This window comes from Sanguibacter sp. Leaf3 (assembly GCF_001425965.1).
Lineage (GTDB): Bacteria > Actinomycetota > Actinomycetes > Actinomycetales > Cellulomonadaceae > Sanguibacter > Sanguibacter inulinus.
Map to the genome: position 1 here is coordinate 140,929 of NZ_LMRH01000001.1, position 25,235 is coordinate 166,163.

Annotated in this window: 22 protein-coding genes; 6 read left to right on the forward strand and 16 right to left on the reverse strand. The window is 71.9% G+C overall.

The annotated features are described in order from the left end of the window. Positions 1-159: 159 nt before the first annotated feature. From ASG53_RS00645 to ASG53_RS00655, 3 genes are all read right to left on the reverse strand, one after another. Positions 160-1,086, reverse strand: coding sequence for a carbohydrate ABC transporter permease (locus ASG53_RS00645; protein ID WP_056127117.1), 927 nt, complete (start codon positions 1,084-1,086; stop codon positions 160-162). Continuing rightward, on the reverse strand, positions 1,083-2,015 hold the full coding sequence (locus ASG53_RS00650) for a carbohydrate ABC transporter permease (RefSeq protein WP_082543680.1): 933 nt from the start codon (positions 2,013-2,015) through the stop codon (positions 1,083-1,085). Before ASG53_RS00650 ends, ASG53_RS00645 begins: the two co-directional genes overlap by 4 nt. Positions 2,016-2,186: 171 nt before the next feature. Beyond that, positions 2,187-2,663, reverse strand: coding sequence for an ASCH domain-containing protein (locus ASG53_RS00655; protein ID WP_056130396.1), 477 nt, complete (start codon positions 2,661-2,663; stop codon positions 2,187-2,189). Between the two features lie 372 nt (positions 2,664-3,035). On the opposite strand from ASG53_RS00655, the gene ASG53_RS00660 reads away from it, so the two are divergent. Then, positions 3,036-3,632 carry a hypothetical protein gene (locus ASG53_RS00660; protein ID WP_056127119.1) on the forward strand — a complete coding sequence of 199 codons (597 nt, stop codon included), beginning with the start codon at positions 3,036-3,038 and terminating at the stop codon, positions 3,630-3,632. 92 nt (positions 3,633-3,724) lie between these two features. On the opposite strand, the gene ASG53_RS00665 is transcribed toward ASG53_RS00660, so the two are convergent. From ASG53_RS00665 to ASG53_RS00675, 3 genes are read right to left on the reverse strand one after another with little or no spacing between them, the layout of a single operon-like run. Next, positions 3,725-4,657 carry a DUF4097 family beta strand repeat-containing protein gene (locus ASG53_RS00665; RefSeq protein ID WP_056127121.1) on the reverse strand — a complete coding sequence of 311 codons (933 nt, stop codon included), beginning with the start codon at positions 4,655-4,657 and terminating at the stop codon, positions 3,725-3,727. Further along, positions 4,654-5,328, reverse strand: coding sequence for a response regulator transcription factor (locus ASG53_RS00670; protein WP_056127122.1), 675 nt, complete (start codon positions 5,326-5,328; stop codon positions 4,654-4,656). The genes ASG53_RS00665 and ASG53_RS00670 overlap by 4 nt, the downstream gene beginning before the upstream one ends. Further along, on the reverse strand, positions 5,316-6,872 hold the full coding sequence (locus ASG53_RS00675) for a sensor histidine kinase (protein WP_082543681.1): 1,557 nt from the start codon (positions 6,870-6,872) through the stop codon (positions 5,316-5,318). Before ASG53_RS00675 ends, ASG53_RS00670 begins: the two co-directional genes overlap by 13 nt. A gap of 460 nt (positions 6,873-7,332) precedes the next feature. Here ASG53_RS00675 and pdhA point away from each other — a divergent pair, with 460 nt between their 5' ends. The 3 genes from pdhA to ASG53_RS00690 all read left to right on the forward strand — a co-directional run bounded on the left by pdhA (position 7,333) and on the right by ASG53_RS00690 (position 11,353). Next, complete coding sequence (gene pdhA / locus ASG53_RS00680) at positions 7,333-8,478, forward strand: pyruvate dehydrogenase (acetyl-transferring) E1 component subunit alpha (RefSeq protein ID WP_056130403.1); 1,146 nt, start codon at positions 7,333-7,335, stop codon at positions 8,476-8,478. Then, entirely contained in the window at positions 8,475-9,695 is a 1,221-nt protein-coding gene (locus tag ASG53_RS00685) for an alpha-ketoacid dehydrogenase subunit beta (RefSeq protein ID WP_082543683.1), read from the forward strand. Before pdhA ends, ASG53_RS00685 begins: the two co-directional genes overlap by 4 nt. A 125-nt stretch (positions 9,696-9,820) precedes the next feature. Further along, on the forward strand, positions 9,821-11,353 hold the full coding sequence (locus ASG53_RS00690; protein WP_056127125.1) for a dihydrolipoamide acetyltransferase family protein: 1,533 nt from the start codon (positions 9,821-9,823) through the stop codon (positions 11,351-11,353). Between the two features lie 221 nt (positions 11,354-11,574). On the opposite strand, the gene ASG53_RS20485 is transcribed toward ASG53_RS00690, so the two are convergent. The 3 genes from ASG53_RS20485 to ASG53_RS00705 all read right to left on the reverse strand — a co-directional run bounded on the left by ASG53_RS20485 (position 11,575) and on the right by ASG53_RS00705 (position 15,650). Beyond that, positions 11,575-13,335, reverse strand: a complete 1,761-nt coding sequence (locus ASG53_RS20485) for a hypothetical protein (protein WP_056127126.1) — start codon at positions 13,333-13,335, stop codon at positions 11,575-11,577. 89 nt (positions 13,336-13,424) lie between these two features. Continuing rightward, positions 13,425-14,927 (reverse strand): hypothetical protein, encoded by a 1,503-nt coding sequence (locus tag ASG53_RS00700; protein ID WP_056127128.1) that lies wholly within the window; start codon positions 14,925-14,927, stop codon positions 13,425-13,427. Positions 14,928-15,236: 309 nt separating this feature from the next. After that, positions 15,237-15,650 carry a MerR family transcriptional regulator gene (locus tag ASG53_RS00705; protein ID WP_056130409.1) on the reverse strand — a complete coding sequence of 138 codons (414 nt, stop codon included), beginning with the start codon at positions 15,648-15,650 and terminating at the stop codon, positions 15,237-15,239. A 242-nt stretch (positions 15,651-15,892) separates the two neighbouring features. Here ASG53_RS00705 and ASG53_RS00710 point away from each other — a divergent pair, with 242 nt between their 5' ends. Beyond that, on the forward strand, positions 15,893-17,422 hold the full coding sequence (locus tag ASG53_RS00710; protein WP_200945437.1) for a SulP family inorganic anion transporter: 1,530 nt from the start codon (positions 15,893-15,895) through the stop codon (positions 17,420-17,422). Between the two features lie 96 nt (positions 17,423-17,518). Next, positions 17,519-18,376 (forward strand): SDR family oxidoreductase, encoded by an 858-nt coding sequence (locus ASG53_RS00715; RefSeq protein ID WP_056127130.1) that lies wholly within the window; start codon positions 17,519-17,521, stop codon positions 18,374-18,376. Between the two features lie 73 nt (positions 18,377-18,449). On the opposite strand, the gene ASG53_RS00720 is transcribed toward ASG53_RS00715, so the two are convergent. The 7 genes from ASG53_RS00720 to ASG53_RS00750 all read right to left on the reverse strand — a co-directional run bounded on the left by ASG53_RS00720 (position 18,450) and on the right by ASG53_RS00750 (position 25,234). Further along, the gene (locus ASG53_RS00720) at positions 18,450-19,091 is read right to left on the reverse strand and encodes an MBL fold metallo-hydrolase (protein ID WP_056127133.1); all 642 of its coding nucleotides are present in this window, start codon (positions 19,089-19,091) and stop codon (positions 18,450-18,452) included. Positions 19,092-19,178: 87 nt separating this feature from the next. After that, a complete protein-coding gene (locus ASG53_RS00725; protein WP_056127135.1) occupies positions 19,179-20,594 on the reverse strand; it encodes a D-arabinono-1,4-lactone oxidase in 1,416 nt (471 codons plus the stop codon). Continuing rightward, positions 20,588-21,733: a hypothetical protein gene (locus ASG53_RS00730; protein ID WP_056127137.1), complete on the reverse strand. Its 1,146-nt coding sequence runs from the start codon at positions 21,731-21,733 to the stop codon at positions 20,588-20,590. Before ASG53_RS00730 ends, ASG53_RS00725 begins: the two co-directional genes overlap by 7 nt. Then, positions 21,726-22,745 (reverse strand): vWA domain-containing protein, encoded by a 1,020-nt coding sequence (locus tag ASG53_RS00735; protein WP_056127139.1) that lies wholly within the window; start codon positions 22,743-22,745, stop codon positions 21,726-21,728. The genes ASG53_RS00730 and ASG53_RS00735 overlap by 8 nt, the downstream gene beginning before the upstream one ends. After that, positions 22,742-23,869 carry a VWA domain-containing protein gene (locus ASG53_RS00740; RefSeq protein ID WP_156382617.1) on the reverse strand — a complete coding sequence of 376 codons (1,128 nt, stop codon included), beginning with the start codon at positions 23,867-23,869 and terminating at the stop codon, positions 22,742-22,744. The genes ASG53_RS00735 and ASG53_RS00740 overlap by 4 nt, the downstream gene beginning before the upstream one ends. Continuing rightward, positions 23,866-24,348 (reverse strand): hypothetical protein, encoded by a 483-nt coding sequence (locus ASG53_RS00745; protein WP_056127143.1) that lies wholly within the window; start codon positions 24,346-24,348, stop codon positions 23,866-23,868. The genes ASG53_RS00740 and ASG53_RS00745 overlap by 4 nt, the downstream gene beginning before the upstream one ends. Beyond that, positions 24,335-25,234 (reverse strand): DUF58 domain-containing protein, encoded by a 900-nt coding sequence (locus ASG53_RS00750; RefSeq protein WP_056127145.1) that lies wholly within the window; start codon positions 25,232-25,234, stop codon positions 24,335-24,337. Before ASG53_RS00750 ends, ASG53_RS00745 begins: the two co-directional genes overlap by 14 nt. Between the last annotated feature and the right edge of the window lies 1 nt (position 25,235).

The following is a 25,235-nucleotide window of genomic DNA, read 5'->3' on the forward strand; positions in this document are numbered from 1 at the left end:
GACAGGGCTGTGTGGAGACAGGGCTGAGTGGAGACAGGGCTGAGCGGAGACAGGGGTGGACGGAGTCGGGAGTCTCGTGCTGTGAGAGCGAGAGCGAGAGCGAGAGCGGGGCGGGTGCGGGTGCGGTGCGTGACGACTTGCCGGACGACCAGCGAGCCGTCAGCCCTTCACGGCGCCGGCGGTCAGACCGCCGACGAGGAACCTCTGCAGCGCGATGAAGGCGATCGACACGGGCAGCGAGACGACGAGCGACGCCGCCATGAGCTCGGGCCACGCCGTCGCGGCCTCACCGACGAAGGTGTTGACCAGGCCGGGCGGCAGCGTCTGCTTGTCCGGTCCGGCGAGGGTCAGGGCGAAGATGAAGTCGTTCCAGCCACGGACGAAGGCGAACAGGCCGGCCGCGACCAGACCGGGTGCCGCGAGCGGCAGGACGATCGAGTGGATGATCCGCAGCCGCGACGCCCCGTCGACCCGTGCCGCCTCGACGAGCTCGTCGGGGATGGTGTCGAAGAACCCCTTGAGCATCCAGACGCACAGCGGCAGCGTGAAGGTCGTGAAGGAGAGCACGAGCGCTGCGTAGGTGTTGAGCAGGCCGTAGGCGCTGAACACGCTGTAGAGCGTCACGAGCAGGAGGGCCTGCGGGAACATCTGCGAGGAGAGCACCAGGTACATGAGCGAGCGGCGCCCGCGGTACCGGAACTTCGAGAACGAGTACCCCATGTACGCGGACACCACCACGCTGAGCAGGGCGGTGACGACCGAGACGATGATGCTGTTCTTGAGATACCCGAAGAGGGCGGCGTTGTCGAAGATCGCGCGGTAGGCGTCGAGGGTGACAGTCGACGGGAAGAGCCGCGGCGGGTACGAGAACACCTCGGAGCGCGGGGTGAGGGAGGTCGCGAGCAACCAGTAGACCGGGAGCAGCGCGAAGCCGCCGAAGACGACGACGACGGCCCAGGCGCTGACGCGCACGCCGCGTCGCTCGGAGCGCAGCGACCCTGTCAGCCCGCGGCGGGAGGCCGGCGGTGCGGGGTCGCCGGTGACGACGGGGGCTTCGGCTGTGGTGGTCGGGGACACGGCGCTCATCGCTGCTCGCCCTTCTCGGAGAACCGGATGTAGACGACGACGAGCACGAGCAGGATGAGCATCCACAGCAGACCGAGCGCACCGGCGCGGCCGAGGTCGTAGCCCTTGAAGGCCGTCTCGTAGACGGCAGTCGCGAAGGTCTGGGTCGAGCCTGCGGGGCCACCGCCGGTGAGCACGTAGATGATGTCGAAGTGCTGGAAGTTCCAGATGAACTCGAGCAGCAGGACCAGCCCGATGATCCCGGACATGTGCGGGACGGTGATCGAGAAGAACCGTCGGACCGTGCCGGCGCCGTCCATCTCGGCGGCCTCGTGGAGCTCACCGGGGACGGTCTGGAGCCCTGCGAGGAGCATGACCATCATCCAGGGGAAGCTCTGCCAGGTCTTCGCGACGATCACTGCGCCCATGGCGGTCCCGGGCTGAGCGAGCCAGGCCTGCGGGGAGTCGATGACCCCGAGCCCTTCGAGGACGCCGTTCATCACGCCGTAGTTGGCGTTGAAGATCCACATCCACAGGAAGGAGACGACGACCCCGGGGATGAGCCACGGGATGAGCATGAGCCCCCGCATGACCTTCGCCCCCGCGATGCGGGTGTTGAGCGCGAGGGCCAGCCCGAAGCCGATGACGAAGGGGACCACCGTGGTCCCGACCGTGAAGACCATCGTCTGGCCGAAGATCTGCCAGAAGTTGCCGTCGAGCACCGCCCGGATGTTGTCGAGACCGACGAACTCCCGTCCAGGCACCACGAGGCTCTGCTTGAAGAAGGCCGTGACGAGGGCTGAGACCAGCGGGTAGACGACGACTGCGCCGAGGAGCGCGAGGCCTGGGAGCACCAGGAGGACGGCGAAGACGCCGTCGCTCAGGCGTCGAGGCGTGGTCGCATCCTGTTTAACAGTGTTGCTTGATGTGTTTATATGTGAAGTTCGCATGCTCACGTCCGTGTGAGGGAGAGCCTCGACGATGAGGCTTCTGGCTTGACTCCTGGCCAGAGTGCCCGAACTGCGACGAGGGCGTCAACCGCCCCGGGTCACGGTTGCGTAACGGGCGCCGGAGGTGTGAGCAATGCTGTTCAAGTAAACATGATTGAGCGTGTCTGTGCTTCAGCTCGGGCGCGTGCGCGCAGCCTCCGCGACCTCCGGCGGCCACACGACCGAGAAACGCTCGAGCACGATCTCCTGCTCGGGTGACCACACAGCGCCTCGCGCAGCGCACCCGCGGACCCAGTACTTCTCGTGCTCGACCCGCCACGACTCGAGCGACCTGTCGTCCTCGCCCTCGTCGAAGGCGAAGGCCGCGTCCACCTGGTCGAAGGTCGCCAGACGCAGCTCCGTGCTGCGCAGGACAGCGCGCGGCGCCCCCGTGCTGTCGCAGGCGATCCAGTGCGAGCCGACCCGAGGCAGGTCGTCGCCGCGCGCCGCGAACTCTTCGGTGAGCTCGGCCGTCGCGCGCTTGCGGCCCGAGAGGACCAGCCCGAGCAGGGCGTCGGCCAGCGCCGCAGAGTCCCCGAAGCCCTCGACCGTGTACTCCGGGCACACGCTGACGGCCGACGGCACGGCGCGGGAGTAGTCCGCCCACATCCGCTCCGCGGCAGCGGTGTCTGCAGGGGCCGCGGGGGTGGGGGCAGAGGGTGCGGCTGGGTCGACTGCTGGGAGGTGGGAGGTCACGGTGGTTCCGTTCGTGGTCGTGGTCGTGGTCGTGGTCCGGGGGATGGGCGCGGGGCTGTGCTCGTGTGACTGCTCGCTCGTGCGACTGCTCGCTCGCGCACGGTAGCGGCTGCATCGTCCCAGCCGGACAGCGGGACGGCGACCTTTTTCCTCCTCCGACGACTGAGCACCCTCTCCCTCGGGAGGGTGCTCAGCCCCTACACTCGCTTCCTACACTCACGTGTGCCGCACCACCCCCCAGGGGCGGTGACCGCAGCCGGCAGCACATCCTCAGGAGGACACCGCATGGACCCGCAGACGGCAGAGATCTTCGCCCGCAGCTCCGACGGCGCCGCCGCAGCGCTCGGCGTCGGGCTCGTCGTCCTCCTCGTCGTCCTCTACGCCGGGCTCATCTTCGCCGTGTTCTACGTGTACTCACGGATCGTGAAGAAGGCCGGCTACCCGTGGCCCTGGATCTTCATCATGCTCGTGCCCGTGGTCAACATCGTGATGATCTGCATGTTCGCCCTCAAGGAGTGGCCGATCGAGCGTGAGCTCGCCAGGACGCGTGCGGCGCTCGCGGTCGAGACCGGCAGCCCCTACCCGGACCCGTCGGTCTACGGCTTCACCGACTACCCGATCGACTACGCAGACACCCAGCGCTTCGCCGGCGCGATCCAGCCCGGCGGGTACCCCACGCAGGGCGGTTCGCCCTTCGGTTCGCAGTACCCCGCGCCCGACGCGTCCCAGGGCTACAGCACGCCCGGCCAGCAGGGCTACGCGACCCCAGGCCCGCAGTACGGTCTGCCCGACACCGGGTGGCAGGGCCAGAACGACGGCCTGTACGGCACGCCCGACCAGCCCGGCGACGGCAAGCAGAACCCCTGGGCCCCCAAGGGCTGACAGGCGAGGACGGTCTAGGGCGCAGGGCCGCCGCGATCTGATCTCCGCTGCGGCCCTGCGCGCGACTCGTCCCGGCTCTGCGCCTCCCGCGCCTACTCCGCGCCGAGGTACGACACGTCGCCGCTGCTCGAGCGGATCGTCACGGTCCGTGAGGCGGACGGGTCGGTCGGCGCGTCGACGGTCGACCGTCCGTCACCCGTGCCGATCTCGAGGGCGACGGCTGTCCCGGTGCCGCGGACGACCACCTCGCCGTCACCCGACGTGGCGACCACGTCGCCCCGGACGCCGCCGACGCGGACAGCGCCCGACGACGTGGTCGCCGACGCGGAGCCCGTCACCTCGCGCGCCTCGACGTCCCCGTCGCCCGACTCGGCCGTGGCGTCGCCCCTGACTCCGTCGACGATCACCCGTCCACTGCTCGTCCGCGCCTCCACGATGCCTCCGGCGTCGCGGACCGTCACGTCGCCGTCCCCGCTGCGCGCGACGACGGCCGTGCCTGCTCCGTCCACCTCGACGCGGCCGCTGCTCGTGCGAGCGTCGACGCGCCCGCCGGCGCCGGCGACGAGCACGTCGCCGTCCCCGCTGTCGACGCGCAGGTCACCCTCGACACCCTCGACGCGGACGGCGCCGCTGCCTGTGCGGACGACGACCTCCGTACCCGCAGGCACCTGGACGACGAGGTCGGCCTGGCAGACCCCGTTGCTCCACCACCGCGGGCAGGTGTGCTCGACAGCGAGCGTGCCGCCGGACTCGACGGCCTCGTAGCTGACGTCCTGGAACCCCGTCCTGGCACGACGCTCGACCTCGATGCTGTCCGTGCTGCCGACGGTGACCGTCACGTCGCCGTCGGCGGTGAGCTCGACCGTCGGGACTGCGTCCAGGGTCTGCGACGACACCGTCGTCGAGGACGACAACCAGTCGGCGGCCTGGTAGCCGCCCTGGGCGATCGCCACGACGGCGATCGCGCTGCCGACCCAGAGGAGGGTCCGGCCGCGGCGGCTCCGCGGTCCGCTGGGTGCGCTCATGATCCGGCTCCTCGGGTGGGTGCGTGCTCGAGCCAGCGCAGCACGGCGAGCACGCGGCGGTGGTCGTCGGCGTCGGGCGCGAGGTCGAGCTTGGTCAGGATGGAGGTGACGTGCTTCTCGACGGCGGCGGTCCCGACGACCAGCATCTCGGCGATCGCGCCGTTCGAGCGCCCCTCGGCCATGAGACCGAGGACCTCGCGCTCGCGCGCTGTGAGCCTGTCGACACCTGTGCCCCGGGTCCGGGCGAGCAGCTGGGAGACCACCTCGGGGTCGATCACCGTCCCGCCCCCGGAGACCCTGCCGAGCGCGTCGAGGAAGTCGTCGACGTCGGCGACCCGGTCCTTGAGGACGTACCCGAGCGCCCGGACGTCACCGGCGAAGAGCTCGGTCGCGTAGCGCTGCTCGACGTACTGCGACAGCACGAGGACAGGCAGGCCCGGGTGCAGGCTGCGCAGGTGCACGGCGGCCCGCAGGCCCTCGTCCGTGTGCGTCGGAGGCATCCGCACGTCCGTGACCAGCACGTCGGGCAGCTCGTGGGGACCCAGGTGTGCGAAGGCGGCGACGAGCTCGTCGGCCGACCTGTAGCCGGTGACGGTGTGCCCCTCGGCCACGAGCAGACGGGTGAGGCCGTCGAGCAGGAGGACAGAGTCCTCGGTGATCACGATGCGCACGGTACCTCCACCATGATGCGGGTCCCGCGGCCTGCGGGGCTGTCGAGCCTGAACGTGCCGTCGAGGGCCTCGACGCGGCTGCGCAGCCCGTCGAGCCCGCCGCCTGGAGAGGCTGTCGCGCCGCCGCGACCGTCGTCGACGACCTCGAGACGCAGGACGTCTCGGCTGGTGCCGGCGGCGCCAGCGGCGGCTGTGTCGCCAGCGACACCGGTGCCACCAGAGACCCGTGTGATCCCGGCGACCACGTGCACACGGGTCGCGCCCGAGTGCCGGGCGGAGTTGGTGAGCGCCTCGGCCGTGACGAAGTACGCGGCCGCCTGGGCGCCAGGGCTCGCTGCCGACAGCGCAGCCGGGTCGGGCACCTCGACTGTCACCGGCACGGGGTGGCGTGCGGCGATCGCTGAGAGCGCGGCGTCGAGCCCACGGTCGGTGAGGACCGCCGGGTGGATGCCCCGGACGAGGTCGCGCAGCTCGGACAGCGTCTCCTTGATCTCGCGGTGCGCGTGGTCGAGGGCGGCCGCCGCCGCGTCAGGGTCGGTCGCCGCGGCACGCTTCGCCGTCCCGAGCTCGACACCGAGGGCGACGAGCCGCTGCTGCGCGCCGTCGTGCAGGTCGCGCTCGATGCGCCGCCTGTCGTCGTCCGCCGCACCGACGGCACGGGTGCGGGTCGTCGCGAGGTGGTCCGCGCGCTGCTCGGCGCGTGCCGCGACCTCACGGGCCTGCTCGGCCTCGGCCTCGGCGCGCCGCACCTCGACCGACACCCTCGAGAGCCCGAGGAGCGCTCGGGCCAGCCGCACGTGCACGAGGGCCAGCGCCTGCGTCGCGACAGCCCAGACCCACGGCCCGACGACCCCGGCCGCGACGAGCGCGACCTGCGAGACGCTCGGGCCGTCGTCCCACGACAGCACCGGGGACAGCAGCAGCGCGAGCACAGCGCCCAGGCTCCACGCGACGACGACCTCGAGCGCGACCAGCAGCATGGCGACGGCGGCGTACGCGACGGCGCCCCACGCGACCCTGTCGGTCGTCGCGGCGACGAGGCCGCGCCACGACGTGAGCCGGGGACGGGTGCGTGCCGGGCCCGGGGTGATCAGCACGCCGAGCTGCGCGAGCAGCCGACCACGCTCGACCCGGGCGAAGCCTCGGGCAGCGGGGAGGACGACGAGCAAGACCAGCGCCCCGAGGCCGAAGACGGGCAGCAGCCCGACGCCGAGCGCCGCGAGCACGGTCGAGAGGATGCCTGTGACGAGCAGCCACGGGAACCCGATGCTCGCCTGGGCGACGGCGCGCCACGTCGCGGGGTCCACGGGGGCCCGCAGCAGGGCGGTGCCACCTGCGAGCGCCGGGGCGACCGTCGACAGGTCCTGCAGCCTGCTCGTCCCGGGGGACGTCTCGAGGTCGACCTTCGCGGCTGGCTCTGCGGCTGACGCCGAGGGGTCCGCCGTGGCTGTCGCCCAGGGAGTCGCGGTGTCTGCCTCCGGGGGCGTCGCCGGCTGCGACCCGGGCGGGCCTTCCGACGCTGGGTGCTGCGCTGTGCTGGGCATGAGGCCAAGAGTAGAGACTGGGCGGGGTGCATCCTCAGCCTGTGGCCCCACCGTTCGGGGGTAGGGGTAGCCCACCTGTCCGTGCGGGTCGGCAGGCGGGGAGATGGGTGCGGGGCGCTTCGGTGCAGGCGGGTGAGTGCAGGGGTGCGGTGGTGCAGCGGGGCTGCCGAGCGTGTGAGCAGACGGCCAGTGGGCGCAGGGTCGGGCTGGCCCCACCCTCGGTCCGGGGGACCTTCGGCTGCCGCACCAGGTGCGCGGCTCGGTAGTGTCCGAAGCAGACAAGACCTGCTGCCGAGCGTTGTCCAGGCGGCACGAGACGAACCTACGCTTGCGTAAGTTACGCTGGCGTAGCCTACTGAGAGGTAGGGAGACGATGCCGGCTGGCTCGACGTCGTCCGACTCCGTGCGCAGGCCTCGCAGCCCGTGCACTGACCGTGGAGGAGAAGGCGTGACCGACCTGATGCAGCCGACAGAGGCTTCCCAGACCGACGAGGACGCACCCGTCCAGCTCGTCACCCCCGACGGCCGCCGCGTGGCCGACGACCGCAACGCGCCCTACAGGGCCCGCACCAGCCACCTCGGCCCCGAGGAGCTCCGCGGTCTCTACCGCGACATGGTCCTCGTCCGCCGTTTCGACACCGAGGCCACGGCCCTCCAGCGCCAGGGCGAGCTCGCGCTCTTCGCGCCGCTCCTCGGCCAGGAGGCCGCGCAGATCGGCTCAGGCCGTGCCCTCGCGCCGCAGGACGTCGCCTTCCCGTCGTACCGCGAGCACGGCGTCGCGCACACCCGCGGCCTCGACATGGCACAGATCCTCCGCCTGTTCCGCGGGGTCGACCACGGCGGCTGGGACTCCGAGGCGCACAACTTCCACCTCTACACCCTCGTCATCGGCTCGCACTCCCTCCACGCGACCGGCTACGCGATGGGTGTCCAGCGCGACGGGCTCGTCGGCACCGGCGACCCCGAGCGCGACACCGCCGTCATCACGTACTTCGGCGACGGCGCCACCTCGCAGGGCGACGTGAGCGAGGCCCTCGGCTTCGCGGCCGTCAACAACGCCCCCGTCGTGCTGTTCTGCCAGAACAACCAGTGGGCCATCTCCGTCCCGACCTCGACCCAGACGCGCGTCCCGCTGTACCGCCGCGGTGCCGGCTTCGGCGTCCCGAGCGTCCGCGTCGACGGCAACGACGTCCTCGCCTGCTACGCGGTGACCGCCGAGGCCCTCGAGCGCGCCCGCAGCGGCGGCGGACCGACCTTCATCGAGGCCGTCACCTACAGGATGGGTGCTCACACCACCTCCGACGACCCCACCCGCTACCGCACCCGCGCCGAAGAGGACTACTGGCGCGACCGCGACCCGATCGCCCGCCTGCACGCGCTCCTCGTCTCCGAGGGCGCCTGGGACGACGAGGCCGCTGCGGCCCTCGACGCCGAGTCCGAGGCCCTCGGCGAGCGGATCCGCGTGAGCGTCCGTGCGCTCGGCAAGCCCGCCGCCGCGTCCATGTTCGACCACGTCTACGCGACCGACCACCAGGTGGTCTCGCGCGAGAGCGCCTGGTTCGAGTCCTACGAGTCGTCCTTCACGGACCAGGGAGGCCACCGATGAGCACGCCGACCAGCACCAGCACCACCAGCAGCATCAGCAGCACAGCCGGCCGCACCCAGGCTGCCGCACCGATCCCCACCGACGTCCAGACGCTGCCCTTCGCCAAGGCGATCAACGCCGGTCTGCGCGCCGCCCTCGGCGGTGACGACAAGGTCCTGCTCATGGGTGAGGACATCGGCCCGCTCGGCGGAGTCTTCCGCGTGACCGACGGGCTCCAGGCCTCGTTCGGCGCGGACCGCGTCGTGGACACCCCGCTCGCCGAGTCCGGGATCCTCGGTACGGCGATCGGCCTCGCGCTGCGCGGCTACAGGCCTGTCTGCGAGATTCAGTTCGACGGTTTCATCTTCCCGGCCTTCGACCAGATCACCACGCAGCTCGCCAAGATGCACTACAGGTCGCGCGGGCGCCTCACGGTCCCCGTCGTCGTCCGGGTGCCCTACGGTGGCGGCATCGGCGCGGTCGAGCACCACTCGGAGAGCCCCGAGGTGCTGTTCGCGCACACCCCCGGGCTGCGCGTGGTCTCGCCCGGGTCGCCCCAGGACGCCTACACGATGATCCAGGAGGCCATCGCCAGCCCTGACCCCGTGCTCTTCTTCGAGCCCAAGGGCCGGTACTGGGAGAAGGGCGCGGTCGACCTGTCCGCCGGACCCTACGGGCGACGCGCTGCGGAGCAGCAGGGTGCTGACGCTGACCAGCAGGGTGCGGCTGACGAGCAGAGCGCCGGCGGGCAGGGCGACGCCGACGAGCAGCCCGTGCGCGAGTCCATCACCGTGCGTGAGCCGGTCACCGTGGCCGAGGCCAACGGCTTCGCGACGCTCAACACGGCCGTGGTCGCACGTCCTGGGACCGACCTCACCCTGGTCGCCTACGGGCCGACCGTCGCGACGGCCCTCAAGGTCGCCGAGGCCGCCGCGTCGGAGGGCACGAGCATCGAGGTGGTCGACCTGCGCTCCATCTCGCCCCTCGACACCGATACGGTGGTCGAGTCGGTGCGCAAGACGCACCGCTGCGTGGTCGTGCACGAGGCCCCCACCTTCCTCGGGACGGGTGCCGAGATCGCCGCGACAGTCACGGAGCGGTGCTTCTACGACCTCGAGGCGCCGGTGCTGCGGGTGGGCGGGTTCCACACGCCGTACCCCGTCGCGAAGATCGAGCACGAGTACCTGCCGAGCCTCGACAGGGTGCTCGACGCCGTCGACCGCTCGCTCGCGTTCTGAGGCGCAGGCGGGGGTGGGGACACCCGCCCGCGCCCCGCTCCAGACCGCACCCGTCTGTACCCGTCTGCGCTGCACGCGCGACCCGCACGCCCGCCGTTTCTCGTCTGTACTGCCGGAGGACCTAGATGCCCACCTTTGAGCGCTTCACCATGCCGGACGCCGGCGAAGGCCTCACCGAGGCGGAGATCGTCGCGTGGCATGTCGCTGTCGGCGACCGTGTCACCGTGAACCAGACGATCGTCGAGATCGAGACGGCCAAGTCTCTCGTCGAGCTCCCCTCGCCCTTCGCTGGCGTGGTCTCCGAGATCCTCGCCGAGGTCGGGACCGTCGTCGAGGTCGGCGTGCCGATCATCGTCGTGGACACCGACCCCGACGGGATCGCGCCGAGCGCGGGCTCGGGTGGCGAGGCTGGCGCTGAGGGGGCTGGGGCTGCTGAGACCGGGGCTGGGTCGTCTGACGCGGGTGCGGCTGAGGCGAGCGAAGGTTCTGGTGCTGTGCTCGTCGGCTACGGCGTCGCGACGGGTGGGACGACGCGTCGTGCTCGACGTGCTGCGGAGCCTGCTGGAGCCGGCGCGCCTGGGCAGGGTGCGACCTCGTCTGCCTCGCAGGCTGCGCCGTCTGCACCCGCACCTGCTCCTGCCCGGCCCGCTGCTCCTGCGCAGCCTGCGGCTGCGCGCCCTGCCGTCGCGCCGCCGGCCTTCGCCGCGCAGTCTGTGGGGTCGGTCTCGCAGGTCGCACCACGCCCCGGGTCGCTCGCCGTCCGTGCGAAGCCGCCCGTGCGCAAGCTCGCCCGGGACCTCGGCCTCGACCTGTCGAGCGTCACCGCGACGGGGCCCGGTGGCATCGTCACCCGGGAAGACGTCCTCGCCTACAGCGCGCAGGCTCAGCCGCGCGCCCTCGCGACCTACGTCGACGACGACGCACCGTGGCTCGCCTCCGGGCAGGTTTCCTCCGACGGACGCCAGACCCGGGTACCCGTCAAGAGCGTCCGCAAGCGCACGGCTGAGGCCGTCGTCACGAGCGCCTTCACGGCGCCGCACGTCACCGTGTTCCACACCCTCGACGTCACCAAGACGATGCGTCTGCTCGACAGGCTCCGCAAGGACCGCGAGTTCACCGACGTGCGCGTCACGCCGCTGCTCATCACCGCGAAGGCGCTGCTGATCGCGATCAACCGGCACCCGGAGATCAACGCGAGCTGGGACGAGGACGCGCAGGAGATCGTCTACAAGCACTACGTGAACCTCGGGATCGCCGCGTCGACCCCGCGCGGGCTGATCGTGCCCAACATCAAGGACGCGCACAGGCTCGGGCTCAAGTCGCTCGCCCAGGGGATCGCCGACCTCACCGCGACAGCGCGGGCGGGGCGCACGAGCCCGTCCGACATGTCCGACGGGACCATCACGATCACGAACGTCGGTGTGTTCGGCATCGACACCGGCACCCCGATCCTCAACCCGGGCGAGGCCGCGATCCTCGCCTTCGGGGCGATCCGCGAGCAGCCGTGGGTGCACAAGGGCAAGATCAAGAAGCGCTACGTCACCCAGCTCGCGCTGAGCGTCGACCACCGCCTCGTCGACGGGGCCCTCGCGTCGAGGCTGCTGTCCGACGTCGCCGCTGTGCTGCAGGAGCCGGCGCAGGCGCTCGTCTGGGGTTGAGGGCGCAGGCCGAGCGGGCAGGGCGGTCTTGTAGGCCGAGCAGGCGGTGCGTGACTGCACGGCTTCGTGGTCTCGTGACACGCCGGAGGCCGGGATGGCGATGAGCCATCCCGGCTTCCGGCGTCGTGCGTCCTGAGGCGGTGATCCTCAGGGTGCGCGGACCTCGTGGACCTCGTGGACCTCGTGGGGTACGTGCGGGTCAGCGCAGTCGAGCTGGACGGTCAGACGGTGCGGCGCGCTGCGCGACGGAGGCCGAGGCCACCGGCGATCAGCAGAGCCACGAGGGCGAGCAGGCTGGGAGCCTGCGTCCCAGTGTGTGCCAGCTGGGTGGTCGGAGCGGACTCCGCCATCCACCGGGTCGAGGTGGCCGAGGTCCGAGCGGACCCGCGGTCGGCCGAGCCGGCCGTCGTCGCCTCGGTGGTCGTGGTGCTGACCATCGCTCCGGCGGTCGTCAGACCACCTGCGCCACCACCGGAGGTGACGGGGTCGGTCGTCGTCCCGGGGACGACAGGCGTGACGGGGTCGGTCGGGTCGATCGGGCCTGTGGGGTCGACGGGGTCCGTCGGGTCGACGGGGTCGGTCGGGTCGATCGGACCTGTGGGGTCGACCGGGTCAGTGGGGTCGACCGGGTCGACCGGGTCGGTCGGGTCCACGGGGGTCGTCGGGACTGTCGGGACGACGACGGTGCTCTCAGCATCGCCGATCACTCCCACTGCGACGCCCGAGAGGTCGACACCGAGCGAGATCGGAGCAGTCACCCCGAGGTCGTTCAGCACGCCGTCGAGGAGACCGCCGGTCGAGATGCCGCCCGGGGTGGTGGGTGTGCCGGTGGTGGTTCCGCCGGTGGTGGTGCTGGTGGCGTCGCCGATCACGCCGAGGGCGAGTCCGGAGAGGTCGAGGTCGACGTCGATGGGTGCGATGGCGTCGGTGCCGTTGAGGATGCCGTCGGTGGGTCCGGCGGTGCCTGTCGTGGGGGTGGTGGGTGTGCCGGTGGTGGTTCCGCTGGTGGTGGTGCTGGTGGCGTCGCCGATCACGCCGATGGCGATGCCGGAGAGGTCGAGGTCGACGTCGATGGGTGCGGTGACGTCGGTGCCATTGAGGAGGCCGTCGGTGGGTCCGGCGGTGCCTGTGGCGGGGGTGGTGGGTGTTGCCGGTGTGGTGGTGGTTCCGCTGGTGGTGGTGCTGGTGGCGTCGCCGATCACGCCGAGGGCGAGTCCGGAGAGGTCGAGGTCGACGTCGACGGGTGCGGTGACGTCGGTTCCGTTGAGGACGCCGTCGGTCTCGCCTGCGGCAGGAGCCTCAGGTGCAGGTGCAGGTGCAGGTGCAGGTGCAGGTGCTGGCGCGGGCGCCGGGGTCACGACTGTGGACTCGGCGTCCCCGATGCCGCCGACGGCGATGCCGGAGAGGTCGACGTCCACGTCGATGGGTGCGGCGACGTCGGTGCCGTTGATGATGCCGTCGGTCTCGCTGGTGGCGGGAGCCTCAGGTGCCGGTGCCGGTGCCGGTGCAGGTGCCGGTGCCGGTGCAGGCGCAGGCGCCGGGGTCACGACGGTGGACTCGGCGTCTCCGATGCCGCCCACGGCGATGCCGGAGAGATCGACGTCCACGTCGACAGGTGCGGCGACGTCCGTCCCGTTGAGGATGCCGTCTGTCTCCGGTGCAGGTGCCGGTACCGGGGCGGGCTCGGCGACCGGGGTCGTCTCGGCCGGTGCCTGGACGGGGAGCTCGGCCACGGGGCCGGTCTCTGCCGGCGGTGTCTGCGGTGGCGCCGCAGGTGCCGGCTGGACGACGGTGCTGGAAGCGTCGCCCAGGAGTCCGAGGGGCAGCCCGGAGAGGTCGACGTCGACTGTCACCGGCGCGACCACCTCCGACCCGTTCCCGATGCCGTCGGTGTCTGCTGCGTGGGCTGCTGCTGTGCCTGCGAGCACCAGACCGCTGGCGAGCAGCGTGGTGCGCAGAGCGCGCTTGACGTACGTGTTCATGAGAGCTCGTTCCTGACGTGAGAGCGTGCGCGCAGACCGGTCGGCCTGCTGCGGGGCGTGGTCGACGACGAGGGTCGACGGGGCCCAGCTCAGTCAGGTGCTACGGAGATGTCCTGTGCCACGTCCTGCCACGGGGCGACGTCGCCCGCGGTGAGGACCCACGCCGCGAGCAGCGGCATGGTCGGGTCGGTCGGGAGGATCGCGTCGGTCGCCCATGGAGCCCGTGACGTCGAGGACGCCGAGCCGGGGGCCGACGGGGCTGTGGGGGCCGCGGGCTGGGTCGGGAGAATCGGCTCGCTGAGGCGGGGGGCGGCGGGGGCTGACGCGGACCCGGAGGAAGAGCCGACAGCGGGGGAGGGGATCGCGGTCGGGACGGAGCCCGCGACGCTGACGGCGGGGTCGGCGGAGAAGGGGGAGCCGCTCACGCGGTGCTCGGAGAGCGTACCTGTGCCGAGAGCAGGCATAGCCGATGAGCCTGCTGCGTCAGCCGTGTCTTCAGGACCTGTGGCGGCTGGCGGGACCGTCGTGGACGTGGAGGAGCCAGAGCTCTCCGGGTCGGCGACTGGGGTCGTGCCCGTGCCCGAGCCAGGCGGGGTCTCTGGGCTACCAGGCGGCGGTGGAAGCACGACAGGCGGCAGCGGGCCGACCACGTCGATCACCGGGTCGACGACCGGGGTCACGACGGGTGACAGCGCGTCGACGACGGGGACCAGGACGTCTGTCACGGGGGTCAGGACCGCCGCGACGGGCGCGACCACGTCGAGCACCGGTGTCAGCACCCCGAGGACAGGCGGCAGGACCGCCCCGACCACAGGGGAGACGACAGGCACGAGGGGGGCGAGGACGGGCGGGAGCACTGCACCGACGGCGCCGGAGACGGGGGCCAGCACGTCGACCGCAGGGTCCAGGACGGGGAGGACGACGTCTTCGACGACCGGCGAGACAGCCTCGCCGACGGGCGTGAGCACGGTGTCCAGGACGGGGTCGGCGCCTGTCAGCACCGCGTCCACGACTGTGGCGACGACGGGAGCCGTCGTGTCGACGACGGGAGCTGCGAGGTCCGTGACGGGCTCGACGACGGCGCCGACCACGGGAGCCACGACCTGCGTCACCGGGGTGACCACGGCGTCGACCACCGGAGCAACGGGCTGCTCGACGGTGGGTGGGGATGAGGGAGGTGGCGATGAGGGAGGCGGAGCTGCCGGGGGTGCCGCGACAGGCGGCGCCGGGGCGGCAGGGGGCGGCGGTGGTGGGGTCTGCGGCGCTGGGGCCGGTGCGGCAGGGGCGACGACACCCTGCACGACTCCCGTCACCACGTCGGTCACCGGTGCGGTGATACCTCCGACGGCTCCGGCGAGCGCGTCTCCGAGATCGCCGACCCCGGCCCCGAGGTCTACGACTCCCTGCACGAGGAGGCCCTGAGCGGGGCCCGCCGGGGGAGTCGTCTCGTCGGCCTGGGCCGAGGAGGAGAGGGCGACGGCAAGACCACCGGCGACGGTGAGGGCCCCGAGGCTCGTGAGGCCGCGACCGAGCCAGCGTCTGGCGCCAGCACCCGGTGCGTGCGTGGCGCCCCGGGGTTCCGTGGCAGCCATGGTCGTCTCCAGCGATGAGTCCGGAGGGACGACTCTCCCCCCGGAGTGATCAGCCCACGCTACGACGGGTCTGTGATGTGTGCCACGTCACAAGTGTGCAGGTGCTCGGGGGGCACGGCATGCGTGAGGGCGGAGGGAGGGACGAGGCAGACGGCTCGGGTGCGTGGGGCGGCGCGATCGGGCAGGTCAGCGACCGGGAGCAGGTGGTCGCCGACCGGGTGACGCGCCGGTGCACGGCTCGACCGCGGGAAGGGGCGCTGGCGAGATTTTCACCCGCTCGCCGGGTGGTCGTGCTGGGCTGCGGTCCGCCTACGTGCTGCGCAGCAGCGCGATGAACTCGTCGGCCATGTCGAGCTTGCGGGCGAGCTCTGCGCGGCGTTCCTGGGCTGACTCGACGTAGGCGTCGAGCCGCGCGCGCAGCGGGCCGTGGGTGTCTGCGGCGTTGTCGCCACTGCTGGCGCTGTCGGCACCGTCGGCACTGCCTGTGCTTCCTGCGCTGGCGCGGAGCTGGTCGACGACCTCCAGCAGGTCAGCCATCTCGTCGAGGCTGAAGCCGAGAGGCTTCATGCGACGGATGACGAGGAGGCGTGCAAGGTCGTCGTCGGTGTAGAGGCGGAAGCCGCCCTCCGAACGACCCGACGGCTTGAGCAGACCGGTCTCGTCGTAGTGCCGCAGGGTGCGCAGCGACATGCCGGTGCGCTCCGCGAGGGCGCCGATGTGCATCGTCGGCGTCGGCGTCGGCGTCGGCGTCGCCGTCCTCGCCGAGCCCTGCTCGTGCGCCGCGTCGTGTGCCTCGGGGGCGGTCATCAGTCGTCGTCTCCTTGCCGTCGCCCTCGCCGGGCGTCTGCCGACTCTACCCTGACGTTAGGGTAGAGTCTCGTCGGTCGGTCGTCTGCCGACCACCCATCTTCCCTCGCTCGCCGCCCGCTTCGTGCCCGCGCGCCCAGCACCCCGTGAGGACCCCCGTGCCAGATCTTCCTCAGCACCCCACCGCGCCCCGGCCTGCCGCGCCGCCCGAGGCGGACGCCGCGCACTCCGTCCGCGCCGCGCTGCGCTCGCCGCGCCGCCTGCGCACCGAGGTCCTCGGCGGGCTCGTCGTCGCGCTCGCGCTCATCCCCGAGGCCATCTCCTTCTCGATCATCGCGGGCGTGGACCCGCGGCTCGGGCTCTTCGCCTCCTTCACCATGGCCGTCTCGATCGCCTTCCTCGGCGGGCGCCCCGCGATGATCTCCGCGGCCACGGGCGCCGTGGCCCTCGTCATCGCCCCCGTGGCCCGGGAGCACGGGGTCGACTACCTCGTCGCGACGGTGATCCTCGCCGGGGTCGTCCAGGTGCTCTTCGCGGTCCTCGGCGTCGCCCGGCTCATGCGCTTCATCCCACGCTCGGTCATGGTCGGCTTTGTCAACGCTCTCGCGATCCTCATCGTCATCGCGCAGGTACCGCACCTCGTCGACGTCCCGCTGCTCGTCTACCCGCTCGTGCTCGCCGCGATCGCGATCCTCGTGCTGCTGCCCAGGCTGACGACGGCCGTCCCCGCGCCGCTCGTCACCATCGTGCTGCTGACAGCCGCGACGGTCGTCTTCGCCGTCCACGTCCCGACAGTCGGGGACGAGGGCGCGCTGCCCGACTCGCTGCCGACCCTCTTCCTGCCCGACGTCCCGCTGAACCTCGAGACGCTGCGGATCATCGCGCCCTACGCGCTCGGGATGGCCGTCGTCGGGCTCCTCGAGTCGCTCATGACCGCCAAGCTCGTCGACGAGGTCACCGACACCCACTCCGACAAGACCCGCGAGGCGTGGGGCCAGGGCGCCGCGAACGTCATCACCGGGTTCTTCGGCGGCATCGGCGGCTGCGCGATGATCGGCCAGACCATGATCAACGTGAAGGCCTCCGGGGCACGCACCCGCATCTCGACCTTCCTCGCCGGGGTGTTCCTGCTCGCGCTCGTGGTCGGCCTCGGCGACGTGGTCGCCGTGATCCCGATGGCCGCCCTCGTCGCCGTCATGGTGATGGTCTCGGTCGGCACCTTCGACTGGCACTCCGTGCGGCCCTCGACGCTGCGGCGCATGCCTAAGAGCGAGACCGCGGTCATGGTCGTCACCGTCGCGGTGGTCGTGGCCACGCACAACCTCGCGATCGGGGTCGTCACCGGGGTCCTCGTCGCGACGCTGCTCTTCGCCCGCCGGGTCGCGCACCTGACCGACGTCGTCGTCTCGGACGACGCGTCGGGTGCCCGCGTGTACACGGTCACCGGGGCACTGTTCTTCGCGTCGTCCAACGACCTCGTGTCCAGGTTCGACTACGCCCGCGACCCGTCGGAGGTGGTCGTCGACCTCTCCGGCGCGCAGGTGTGGGACGCGTCGACGGTCGCGACCCTCGACGCGATCACCACCCGCTACGCCCGCCGCGGCACGACCGTGACGATCCGCGGGCTCGACGACGTCTCGGCAGCCCGGCACGCGCGGCTCACGGGGACGCTCGGCGGCGAGGGCTGATCTGCGGCGGTGCGCGCGCAGACGACGGTGACCACCCACGCCCGCGTCCACACAGGCCGCCGTGCGAGGCTCCGGGCCTGCGCCTAGCGTTGACGCATGAGCGACGAGACCACACCCACGACCACAGACCTCCGGTGGCCCGGGGCCACCTCGGCCCTCGACCCCACCCCCGACCACGGCGAGACGTCCTACGTCGGTCACGGCCGGCTGAAGGGCAAGCGAGCCCTCATCACCGGCGGTGACTCCGGCATCGGCCGCGCCGTCGCCATCGCCTACGCCCGCGAGGGCGCGGACGTGGCGATCGGCCACCTGCCCGAAGAGCGTGACGACGCCGCGCAGACCCTCGCGCTGGTCGAGGCCGAAGGTGTCCGCGGCCTGGCCGTCGAGGTCGACGTCCGCACCCCCGCCGCCAACGACGCGCTCGTGCAGCAGGTCGTCCGCGAGCTCGGTGGGATCGACCTGCTCGTGGCGAACGCCGCGTACCAGATGGCCCAGCCGGGCGGGCTCGAGGACTACTCGCCCGAGCAGGTCCGCCGCGTCTACGAGACGAACGTCTTCGGGACGCTGTGGCTGATCCAGGCGGCCAGGCCGCACCTGGAGAGCGGTGCGTCGATCATCGTCACCACGTCCATCCAGGCGTACCAGCCCTCGGAGGCGCTCCTCGACTACGCCTCGACCAAGGCCGCGCTCAACAACCTCGTGGTCAACCTCGCGGGCGACCTCGGGCCTGAGGGCATCCGCGTCAACGCCGTGGCGCCAGGACCGATCTGGACGCCGCTGATCCCCTCGACCATGCCCGAGGAGAAGGTCAAGAGCTTCGGCCAGGACACCCCGCTCGGCCGCATGGGCCAGCCGGGCGAGCTCGCCGGGGCGTACGTGTTCCTCGCCTCGCCCGACGCGAGCTACGTGTCCGGCACGGTCATCGGCGTGACCGGTGGGAAGCCTGTGTTCTGAGCAGGAGCTCTTCGGTCGAGGTGCTCGACCACAGTCGACCCGCGCGGGCGCTCCCCGCGCGGGTCGTCTGCTGCTACGTCAGCCTGACCGTCTCGCCCGAGGCGAGCACCAGGTGCTGTGCGCCCGTACCAGGACCGTCGGCCCCGAGCATCCGGTTGACCAGACCGAGTCCGCGGTCGTTGAGCGCGCCGTCGTGGACCGAGACGGTCCGGACCGGGCTCACTGCCCGCACCCAGTCGATGATCTCCTGCAGCTTGGACCACGGCGCGTGGGCCGGGGTCAGCAGCGTCTCGACCGGGCGGCCGGGCATGGTGAAGGCGTCGCCCGGGTGGAAGACCGTGCCGTCGACCACGAAGCCCACGTTCTGCATGCGCGGGACGTCGGGGTGGATCACCGCGTGCCACTCGCCGACGGCGGTGACGTCGAAGCCGGCCGCCGTGAACGTGTCCCCGTCGGCGACGGCTGTGACCCGACCGTCCCGGTCGCCGAGGACTTCTGCGACTGCAGCCGTCGTCCACACCCGCAGCCCGGGGTTCTGAGCCCACGCGGCGTCGAGAGCCTCGACGCTCAGGTGGTCGGGATGCTCGTGCGTCACGAGCACGGCCTCCGCGTCGCCGATCACGCCGTCCTCGGTGAAGGCTCCTGGGTCGATGACGAGCCTGCGCCCGTCCTTGCTGAGCACCACGCAGGCGTGGCCGTACTTCGTCAGATCCATGCCAGCCACGCTACGTCGCGGGCTGGGGCTCGGCACGTGGGGCTCGGTGCGCCGTGATCGACAACCGGTCGGCGCACCCGTAGCCGTCTAGCCGAGCACCCGGTCCAGGTAGTCGTTGCGCAGCACACCCTCGGGGTCGAGACGGGCCGCGAGGGCGCGGAGCTCGGGCAGCCGCGGGTACAGCTCGGCCAGACGCGCCGCGTCTGTCGTGAAGAGCTTGCCCCAGTGCGGGCGGGCGTCGAAGGGCGCGAGCGCGGCCTCGATCACGGGCAGCAGCGCCTCGACCTCGGGCTGCCTCTGGAGCCACGTGAAGTGGATCCCGACAGAGTCCTGCGCGCCGCTCGGGCTGAGCCAGAAGCCGTCGGCCGCCATCGTGCGGATCTCGGTCACCTGGAGCAGCGGCGCGATCTGCTCGCGCAGGGCACGCACGGCCGCGACGGCTGCCACGGCGTGCTCGCGCGGGACGATGTACTCGCTCTGGAGCTCGTCACCGTTGCTCGGGGTGAAGTCCATCTTGAAGTGGGCCAGGCGCTCGTGCGCGGGACCGGCCACACCGAGCTGCTCGGTGCAGCTCTCGGCCGAGATCCCCGGCAGCGGGTGGAGCGGCACGGGGGAGCGGCGGGCTCCGTGGAAGTCTTCGCCGAGGGCCAGCGCGCCCCCGGGGCGGGTCTTGATCTCGTCGACGCGGCTCTTGAGCCACACCTGGTCCATCGCGTCGTCGCGCCAGGTGGTGAAGACGCTCACCGAGTACGCGGCGCCGAGCACGGCGTCCGCGTCACGCTCGAAGGACTCCCACGGGAGGTCGACGAACACGTCCTGGCGGACGTCGAAGGTCGGCTCGACCGCGAGGGTCACGCGGGTGACGATGCCGAGCGCACCGAGGTGCACCACGGCCGCGTCGAAGGGCAGGGGGGCGTCGTCGACGTCGGCATCGACCTCTGCGGGTCCGGCCGAGCCTGCGGCTGCGCCCGATCCTGCGTCCCCGGAGGTCTCCGCAGCACCGTCGCCTCGCCGGACCGTCAGTACCTCGCCCGTCGCGGTGACGATCTCGAGGGCCACGACGGCCCCGCCGAGGCCCTGGTTGGTCACGCCCGAGCCGTGGGTCGCGGTCGCGATCGCCCCGGCGACGCTGATGTGCGGCAGGGACGCGAGGTTGGGCACCGCGTGGCCGTGCGCGTAGAGCGCCGTCGCGAGGTCGCCGTAGCGGGCACCGCCCGAGACCGTGACCGTGGTCGCCCCGTGGGCGTCGGTGTCGACGGTCAGCGTGCTCGCGTCGACGGGCTCGAAGCTCTCGAGGCTCAGGTGCGTCCCCGTCGAGTCCGCGATGTCGTTGAAGCAGTGCCTCGACCCGACGGCCCGCACGGGGCCACCGGCCGTGACGGCCTCGCGCACCTCCTCGAGGGTCGTCGGCCGGAGCAGCCGGGCTGCCCTGTACTCGAGGTTCCCCGCCCAGTTGGAGCGGATGGTCGTCGGTGTGCTCACGTCATCGGTCACGCTCACCATTGTGGCGTACCTCCGTCGAAGGGCTCGCCGTCGTCCGTGTATCCCTCCTGCTGCTGCTTGTCGAGCTCGGCGTCCTTCGCGCGCTCCTGGAGCTCGTCCTGGCGCTCCTGCTCGGCGGGGTCCGGCGGGGGCGGCTCGCCCTCCTCGCCCTCCGGGGGCGGGTCGCTCTGGTCGTCCTCGCCGCCACCATCCTGCGGGGGCGGCGGGTTCTCGAGGGCCTCGCGCTTCTCGCGAGCCTCGGTCTCCCGGCCCGTCGCACGCTCGCGCGACTCGTCGACGTCGGGGCACCCGCCCTCGATCCGCACGGCGTTGGCCGTCCTGTAGAGCTCTTCGGCCTCGAGGTACGTGGCGATCGCGTCGAGACGGAAGGGCTCGGGGTCGGGGGCGGCCGACCCGTCGGTCGGACCGTCAGGACCGAGGGCGTCGAGAGCCTCCTGCTCTTCCTTCATCTCCTCCACGAGCGCGTCGGCGTCGGTGTGCTTGCCCTCGGCGCGCGTCTCGTGCAGGACGGCGAGGTTGGTCCGCACCAGGCAGGCCGGCAGCTCGCGCAGCTCGGCGTCCGAGTACGGGGTGAGGTCCTCGGGCATCGCAGGGACCTCGGACAGCGCCTGGTCGAGGAGGGTCTCGGCAGGGTCGAGGTCTCCGGCGGCCAGCAGCGAGGTGCCCTCGTTGAAGGACACCTTCCACTGCTCGGCCACGTCCCACGTCTGCAGGCGGTGGTAGTCCGCGGCAGCCTCCACGTAGCCCTGCTCGTCGAAGCTGTCCTTCGCGCCGTTGGCGATGACCGGGACGGACAGCGCCTTGCCGACGACCACGAGCGCCACGACCATCAGCGGCGACGACCACAGCAGCAGGTTCCGGCGTCGGCGCAGCCTGGCACGGCGTGCCTGCAGGCTCGCGTCGGCAGCCTCGCGGGCGGCACGCTCGGCGGCCTGGTGCGCGAGGTGGTCGCGGGCCGTCGCAGCCTCGGCCGCAGACGTCGCGGCGCCACCGGTTCCCTGGGCCTTGGCAGCACCCCCGCGCGCAGACCGCTTGGAGGCGTGCGTGGGGAGGTCGGGCTCCGTCTTCGTGCGCTTGATGCCTGTGGCAGGCCAGTCGGGGTGCTGGGGTGCCTGCTCAGGTCCTGTGCTCTCAGCCATGCGTCAGCCCCACCTTTCGTCCGATGCGCCGTCCAGACCCCCACACCTCGAGGCCGAGCAGCAGGGTGAGAACGACCGCGAAGGGCCACAGCAGGGGCTGGTAGGACGTCACGGCCCGGCGCCCGTCGGTCGCGATGACGTCGGGGTCGATCCCGGCCGTCACCTCGGTCGTCGGGCCAGGAGCCGTGCGGTGCAGGTACGGGACGCCCAGCTCGTCGGCGACGGCCTGGAGCTCGGCCGGGTCGAGCCTCGAGACGCCCGGGGACCCTGTCGCGTAGTCGACGATGTAGTCGCCCTCTTCGATGTCGCCGTCCCCCGAGAAGTCGAGGGAGCGCATCTGGCCGCCCTCCTCGGTGCCGTAGCCGAAGACGGCGCCGCCGTCGACGAGCGGGGCGAGGTCGGCGTACGAGGCACGCTGACCCTTGGCGGTGTTCTCGCCGTCGCTGAGGAAGAACACCAGCCGCACGTTCGCGGGCCGCTGCTCGACCGAGCCCTGGAGGGCGCGACCGAGCTCGTCGAGCGGGCGGTCTACGAGGGACCCGCGCGACCTGTACGTGAGCTCCCGGTCGGTCGTCTCGGTCCAGGACCTCACCGCCCGGGTGTCGGTCGTGAGCGGCAGCTGACGGGTCGCCTGGGAGTCGAAGGAGATGATCGAGTAGCGGGCGCCAGGGATCTCGTCGACGACGCTGAGGATGTCGGCCTTCGCGCCGTCGAGGCGCTTGGCCTGGCCGTCGTAGTCCTCGGCGGCCATCGACCCTGTGCGGTCCACGACGAAGAACACGTCGACGGCCGCGGCCGCGGAGTCTGTCGAGGTGCGCGGGACGCTCGGGCCGAGGCCCATGACGCCGACCACGAGCACGAGGAAGAACCTCACGGTCCACGAGGCGGCCTGGGCGCGGCCCGTCGACGACCCGGCGCGCAGACCGCGCACGGCGAGGACCGCCGTGACGACGAGCAGCGGCAGGACCACGACGAGGAGGACGGCGACGGGCAGGAGCGGGTGCAGGCTCATTCGCGCAACCTCCACTGGACGAGGACGAGCAGGGTCACACCGACGAGCGCGACCCAGAGCCACGGCCCGGCCTTGTCCGCCTGCGAGATCTCGGGGGCGGCGTCGAGGTCGACGGCCTGCTGGGACTGGACGTCGGCGACCATCGCCTCGACGGCGCGCGGGTCGTCGCTGAAGAAGTACATCCCGCCGGCGCCCTCGAGGGCCTCTCCGTACTCCTTGGCACGAGGGCTGTCCGCGGACTCTCCCTCGGCCGCCCCGTACAGGCCGTTGACCGTCACGTCACGCGAGCTCGCGAGGTCCACGGCCTGCTGGAGGGTGTAGATCGGGGTGCCGAGCAGGTCGTTGTCCGTGGCCAGGATGATCGACCTGGACCGCTCGGAGTCCTCCTGGTCGAACTGCAGCGAGCAGTTCGCGAGGCCGTCGCCGATGAGCGAGGAGCCCTCCATGCTGCCCAGGGTCCCCGCGGTCAGCCGCAGGTACCTGTCGACGAGCTCCATGTCGTCGGACTCGAGCAGCCGCGGGTCGAGGGCTGCCTTGGCCTCTTCGAGCTGCTCCCGGACGAGCGTGTAGTCGTCGGTCAGCGGGAAGACGGTCCGCGACGTCGAGTTGAAGATCGACAGGGCGATCCGCTCACCCTCGAAGCTGTCGACCAGCTCGGAGAACACGTCGACCACCTGCTGGTCGTACTCGATCATCGAGCCGGACACGTCGAGGCACAGCACGATGTCGCGGGTCGCGAGCTTGCCCTGGCTCGTCGTGATGTCGACGGGCCGCGCGGCGAGGAACCCTGCGGCGACCGCCGCGACGAGGACCGCGCCGACGCCGGCCCACTGGAGCGCCCTGTAGCGGCGCACCCACGAGGTCATCTGCGGGATGTGCTCCACGTAGCCGGAGTTCGCGACCCAGACGGCCTCTTCGTCCTTGACCGGGTGGGGACGGTGCGTGAGGTACCACGCGACGATGCCGACCACCACGACGACGGCGACCACGACCGGGACCACCCAGGGCCACACGATCGACGAGGTGACCGACTCTGCGGCGAGGTCCTGGGGCGCGGCGACCAGCCCTGCGGCCGCCTGCGCCGCGGCGACCAGCCCGTCTGCGAGCATGCCCTCTGCACTCACCACGTCGTGATCACCGTCCTCGCTCCGTCGATGCTCTCCACGCCCGTAGCCGTCGTGGCCTCGGAGAACGCGGGCTGGTAGTAGTACGCGATGAGGGTCGCCAGGCTCCCAGCACCCGTGAGCCGCTCGATGTCCGTCAGGGTCATGACCGTCGTGTCGACACCCCGCCGCTTCCCGGCGAAGCCGCGCACGATCGTGCTCAGGCGCAGGTGCAGCTCACGGACGTCGATCTCCCCGGCGTGGAAGGCGCGGCTCGCCTCGTCCACCTGCGAGAGGTACGTGGTCCGCAGGTCGCGGAAGGGGTCGGCGCCGGGGGACAGGACCGTGCTCGGGTCCTGCGGCTGCGGGGCCGGCGGACGGTGCCGGGTGAGCACGAGGACGACGATCACCCACGCGGCGAGGAGGGCGATGACGAGCACACCGGTGATCGCCCACCACGGGCTGAAGGCCTGGGGCCCGACGAGGTCATCGATCGGCACGCTTCTGCCTCCCCAGCAGGTCGATGAGCTGGACGACCGCATGGTCGGAGCCCGTAGCGGTCATCCCGTGGATCTGCTGGCGGCGCAGCAGCTCGGCGACCATGTCGCGCCGCGCCCGCACCACCTGCTCGCCCGAGGCCTGGAGCGCGCGACGGCGCTGCAGGAAAGGGGGCAGCTGGAGGTCGGCGTCGACGTCGCGGACAGGCTTGCTCGTCGCGCCTCCGGTGAGCGTGAGCGCAGAGGCATCGGCCACCGCGAGCACCATCACCTCGTGCCGCACGCGGAGCTGGCGGAGCAGCTGCTCGTGGCCAGGCTCGGGCCGCGCCTCGTCGGTGATGACGAGCATGAGCGACCGGCGCTGGAAGGCGTTCATCGCCCGCTCGAGCGGCCTGTTGAGGTCGCTCGCCGGGGCGTCCACGTCGTAGGCACCCGCGAGGACGTGCAGCATGAGCTCGAGCTCTTGGGTGCTCGAGCGCGGCGGCCGCTGGACCAGCCGCTCCGCGTCGCCCGCGACGAGCGCGACCCTGTCCCCACGGTCGCGCGCCAGGTACGCCACGAGAGACGCCATGAACACGGCGACCTCGGACTTCTCCTCGCCGCCCGCAGCCAGGGCCGCCATGTTGCGGCCGGTGTCTGCGACGATCACCAGGTTGAGGTTGGACTGCCGCGCGAAGCGCCGGATCACCGGGATGCCCGCGCGGGCGCTCGACTTCCAGTCGATGTCGCCGACGTCGTCGCCCGGTGTGTAGAGCGAGAGGTCGTCGAAGTCCTGCCCGTGCCCCTTGAGGATCGAGCGGTGGCGTCCCTCGAGCAGCCCCGACGCACGGCGTGCGAGGGGGAGGTCGAGCCTCGCCCTGACCTGCGCGAGCCGTGAGGTGGAGTCCATG

Bases quoted from the DNA above. Each gene is read 5' to 3' on its own strand.
- ASG53_RS00700 (WP_056127128.1), bottom strand. From the start codon at position 14,927: ATGGCTGCCACGGAACCCCGGGGCGCCACGCACGCACCGGGTGCTGGC.
- ASG53_RS00660 (WP_056127119.1), top strand. From the start codon at position 3,036: ATGGACCCGCAGACGGCAGAGATCTTCGCCCGCAGCTCCGACGGCGCC.
- ASG53_RS20485 (WP_056127126.1), bottom strand. From the start codon at position 13,335: ATGAACACGTACGTCAAGCGCGCTCTGCGCACCACGCTGCTCGCCAGC.
- ASG53_RS00645 (WP_056127117.1), bottom strand. From the start codon at position 1,086: ATGAGCGCCGTGTCCCCGACCACCACAGCCGAAGCCCCCGTCGTCACC.
- ASG53_RS00690 (WP_056127125.1), top strand. From the start codon at position 9,821: ATGCCCACCTTTGAGCGCTTCACCATGCCGGACGCCGGCGAAGGCCTC.
- ASG53_RS00750 (WP_056127145.1), bottom strand. From the start codon at position 25,234: ATGGACTCCACCTCACGGCTCGCGCAGGTCAGGGCGAGGCTCGACCTC.
- ASG53_RS00725 (WP_056127135.1), bottom strand. From the start codon at position 20,594: ATGGTGAGCGTGACCGATGACGTGAGCACACCGACGACCATCCGCTCC.
- ASG53_RS00705 (WP_056130409.1), bottom strand. From the start codon at position 15,650: ATGCACATCGGCGCCCTCGCGGAGCGCACCGGCATGTCGCTGCGCACC.
- ASG53_RS00655 (WP_056130396.1), bottom strand. From the start codon at position 2,663: ATGTGGGCGGACTACTCCCGCGCCGTGCCGTCGGCCGTCAGCGTGTGC.
- pdhA (WP_056130403.1), top strand. From the start codon at position 7,333: ATGCAGCCGACAGAGGCTTCCCAGACCGACGAGGACGCACCCGTCCAG.
- ASG53_RS00735 (WP_056127139.1), bottom strand. From the start codon at position 22,745: ATGAGCCTGCACCCGCTCCTGCCCGTCGCCGTCCTCCTCGTCGTGGTC.
- ASG53_RS00650 (WP_082543680.1), bottom strand. From the start codon at position 2,015: ATGCGAACTTCACATATAAACACATCAAGCAACACTGTTAAACAGGAT.
- ASG53_RS00665 (WP_056127121.1), bottom strand. From the start codon at position 4,657: ATGAGCGCACCCAGCGGACCGCGGAGCCGCCGCGGCCGGACCCTCCTC.
- ASG53_RS00675 (WP_082543681.1), bottom strand. From the start codon at position 6,872: ATGCCCAGCACAGCGCAGCACCCAGCGTCGGAAGGCCCGCCCGGGTCG.
- ASG53_RS00730 (WP_056127137.1), bottom strand. From the start codon at position 21,733: ATGGCTGAGAGCACAGGACCTGAGCAGGCACCCCAGCACCCCGACTGG.
- ASG53_RS00685 (WP_082543683.1), top strand. From the start codon at position 8,475: ATGAGCACGCCGACCAGCACCAGCACCACCAGCAGCATCAGCAGCACA.
- ASG53_RS00720 (WP_056127133.1), bottom strand. From the start codon at position 19,091: ATGGATCTGACGAAGTACGGCCACGCCTGCGTGGTGCTCAGCAAGGAC.
- ASG53_RS00715 (WP_056127130.1), top strand. From the start codon at position 17,519: ATGAGCGACGAGACCACACCCACGACCACAGACCTCCGGTGGCCCGGG.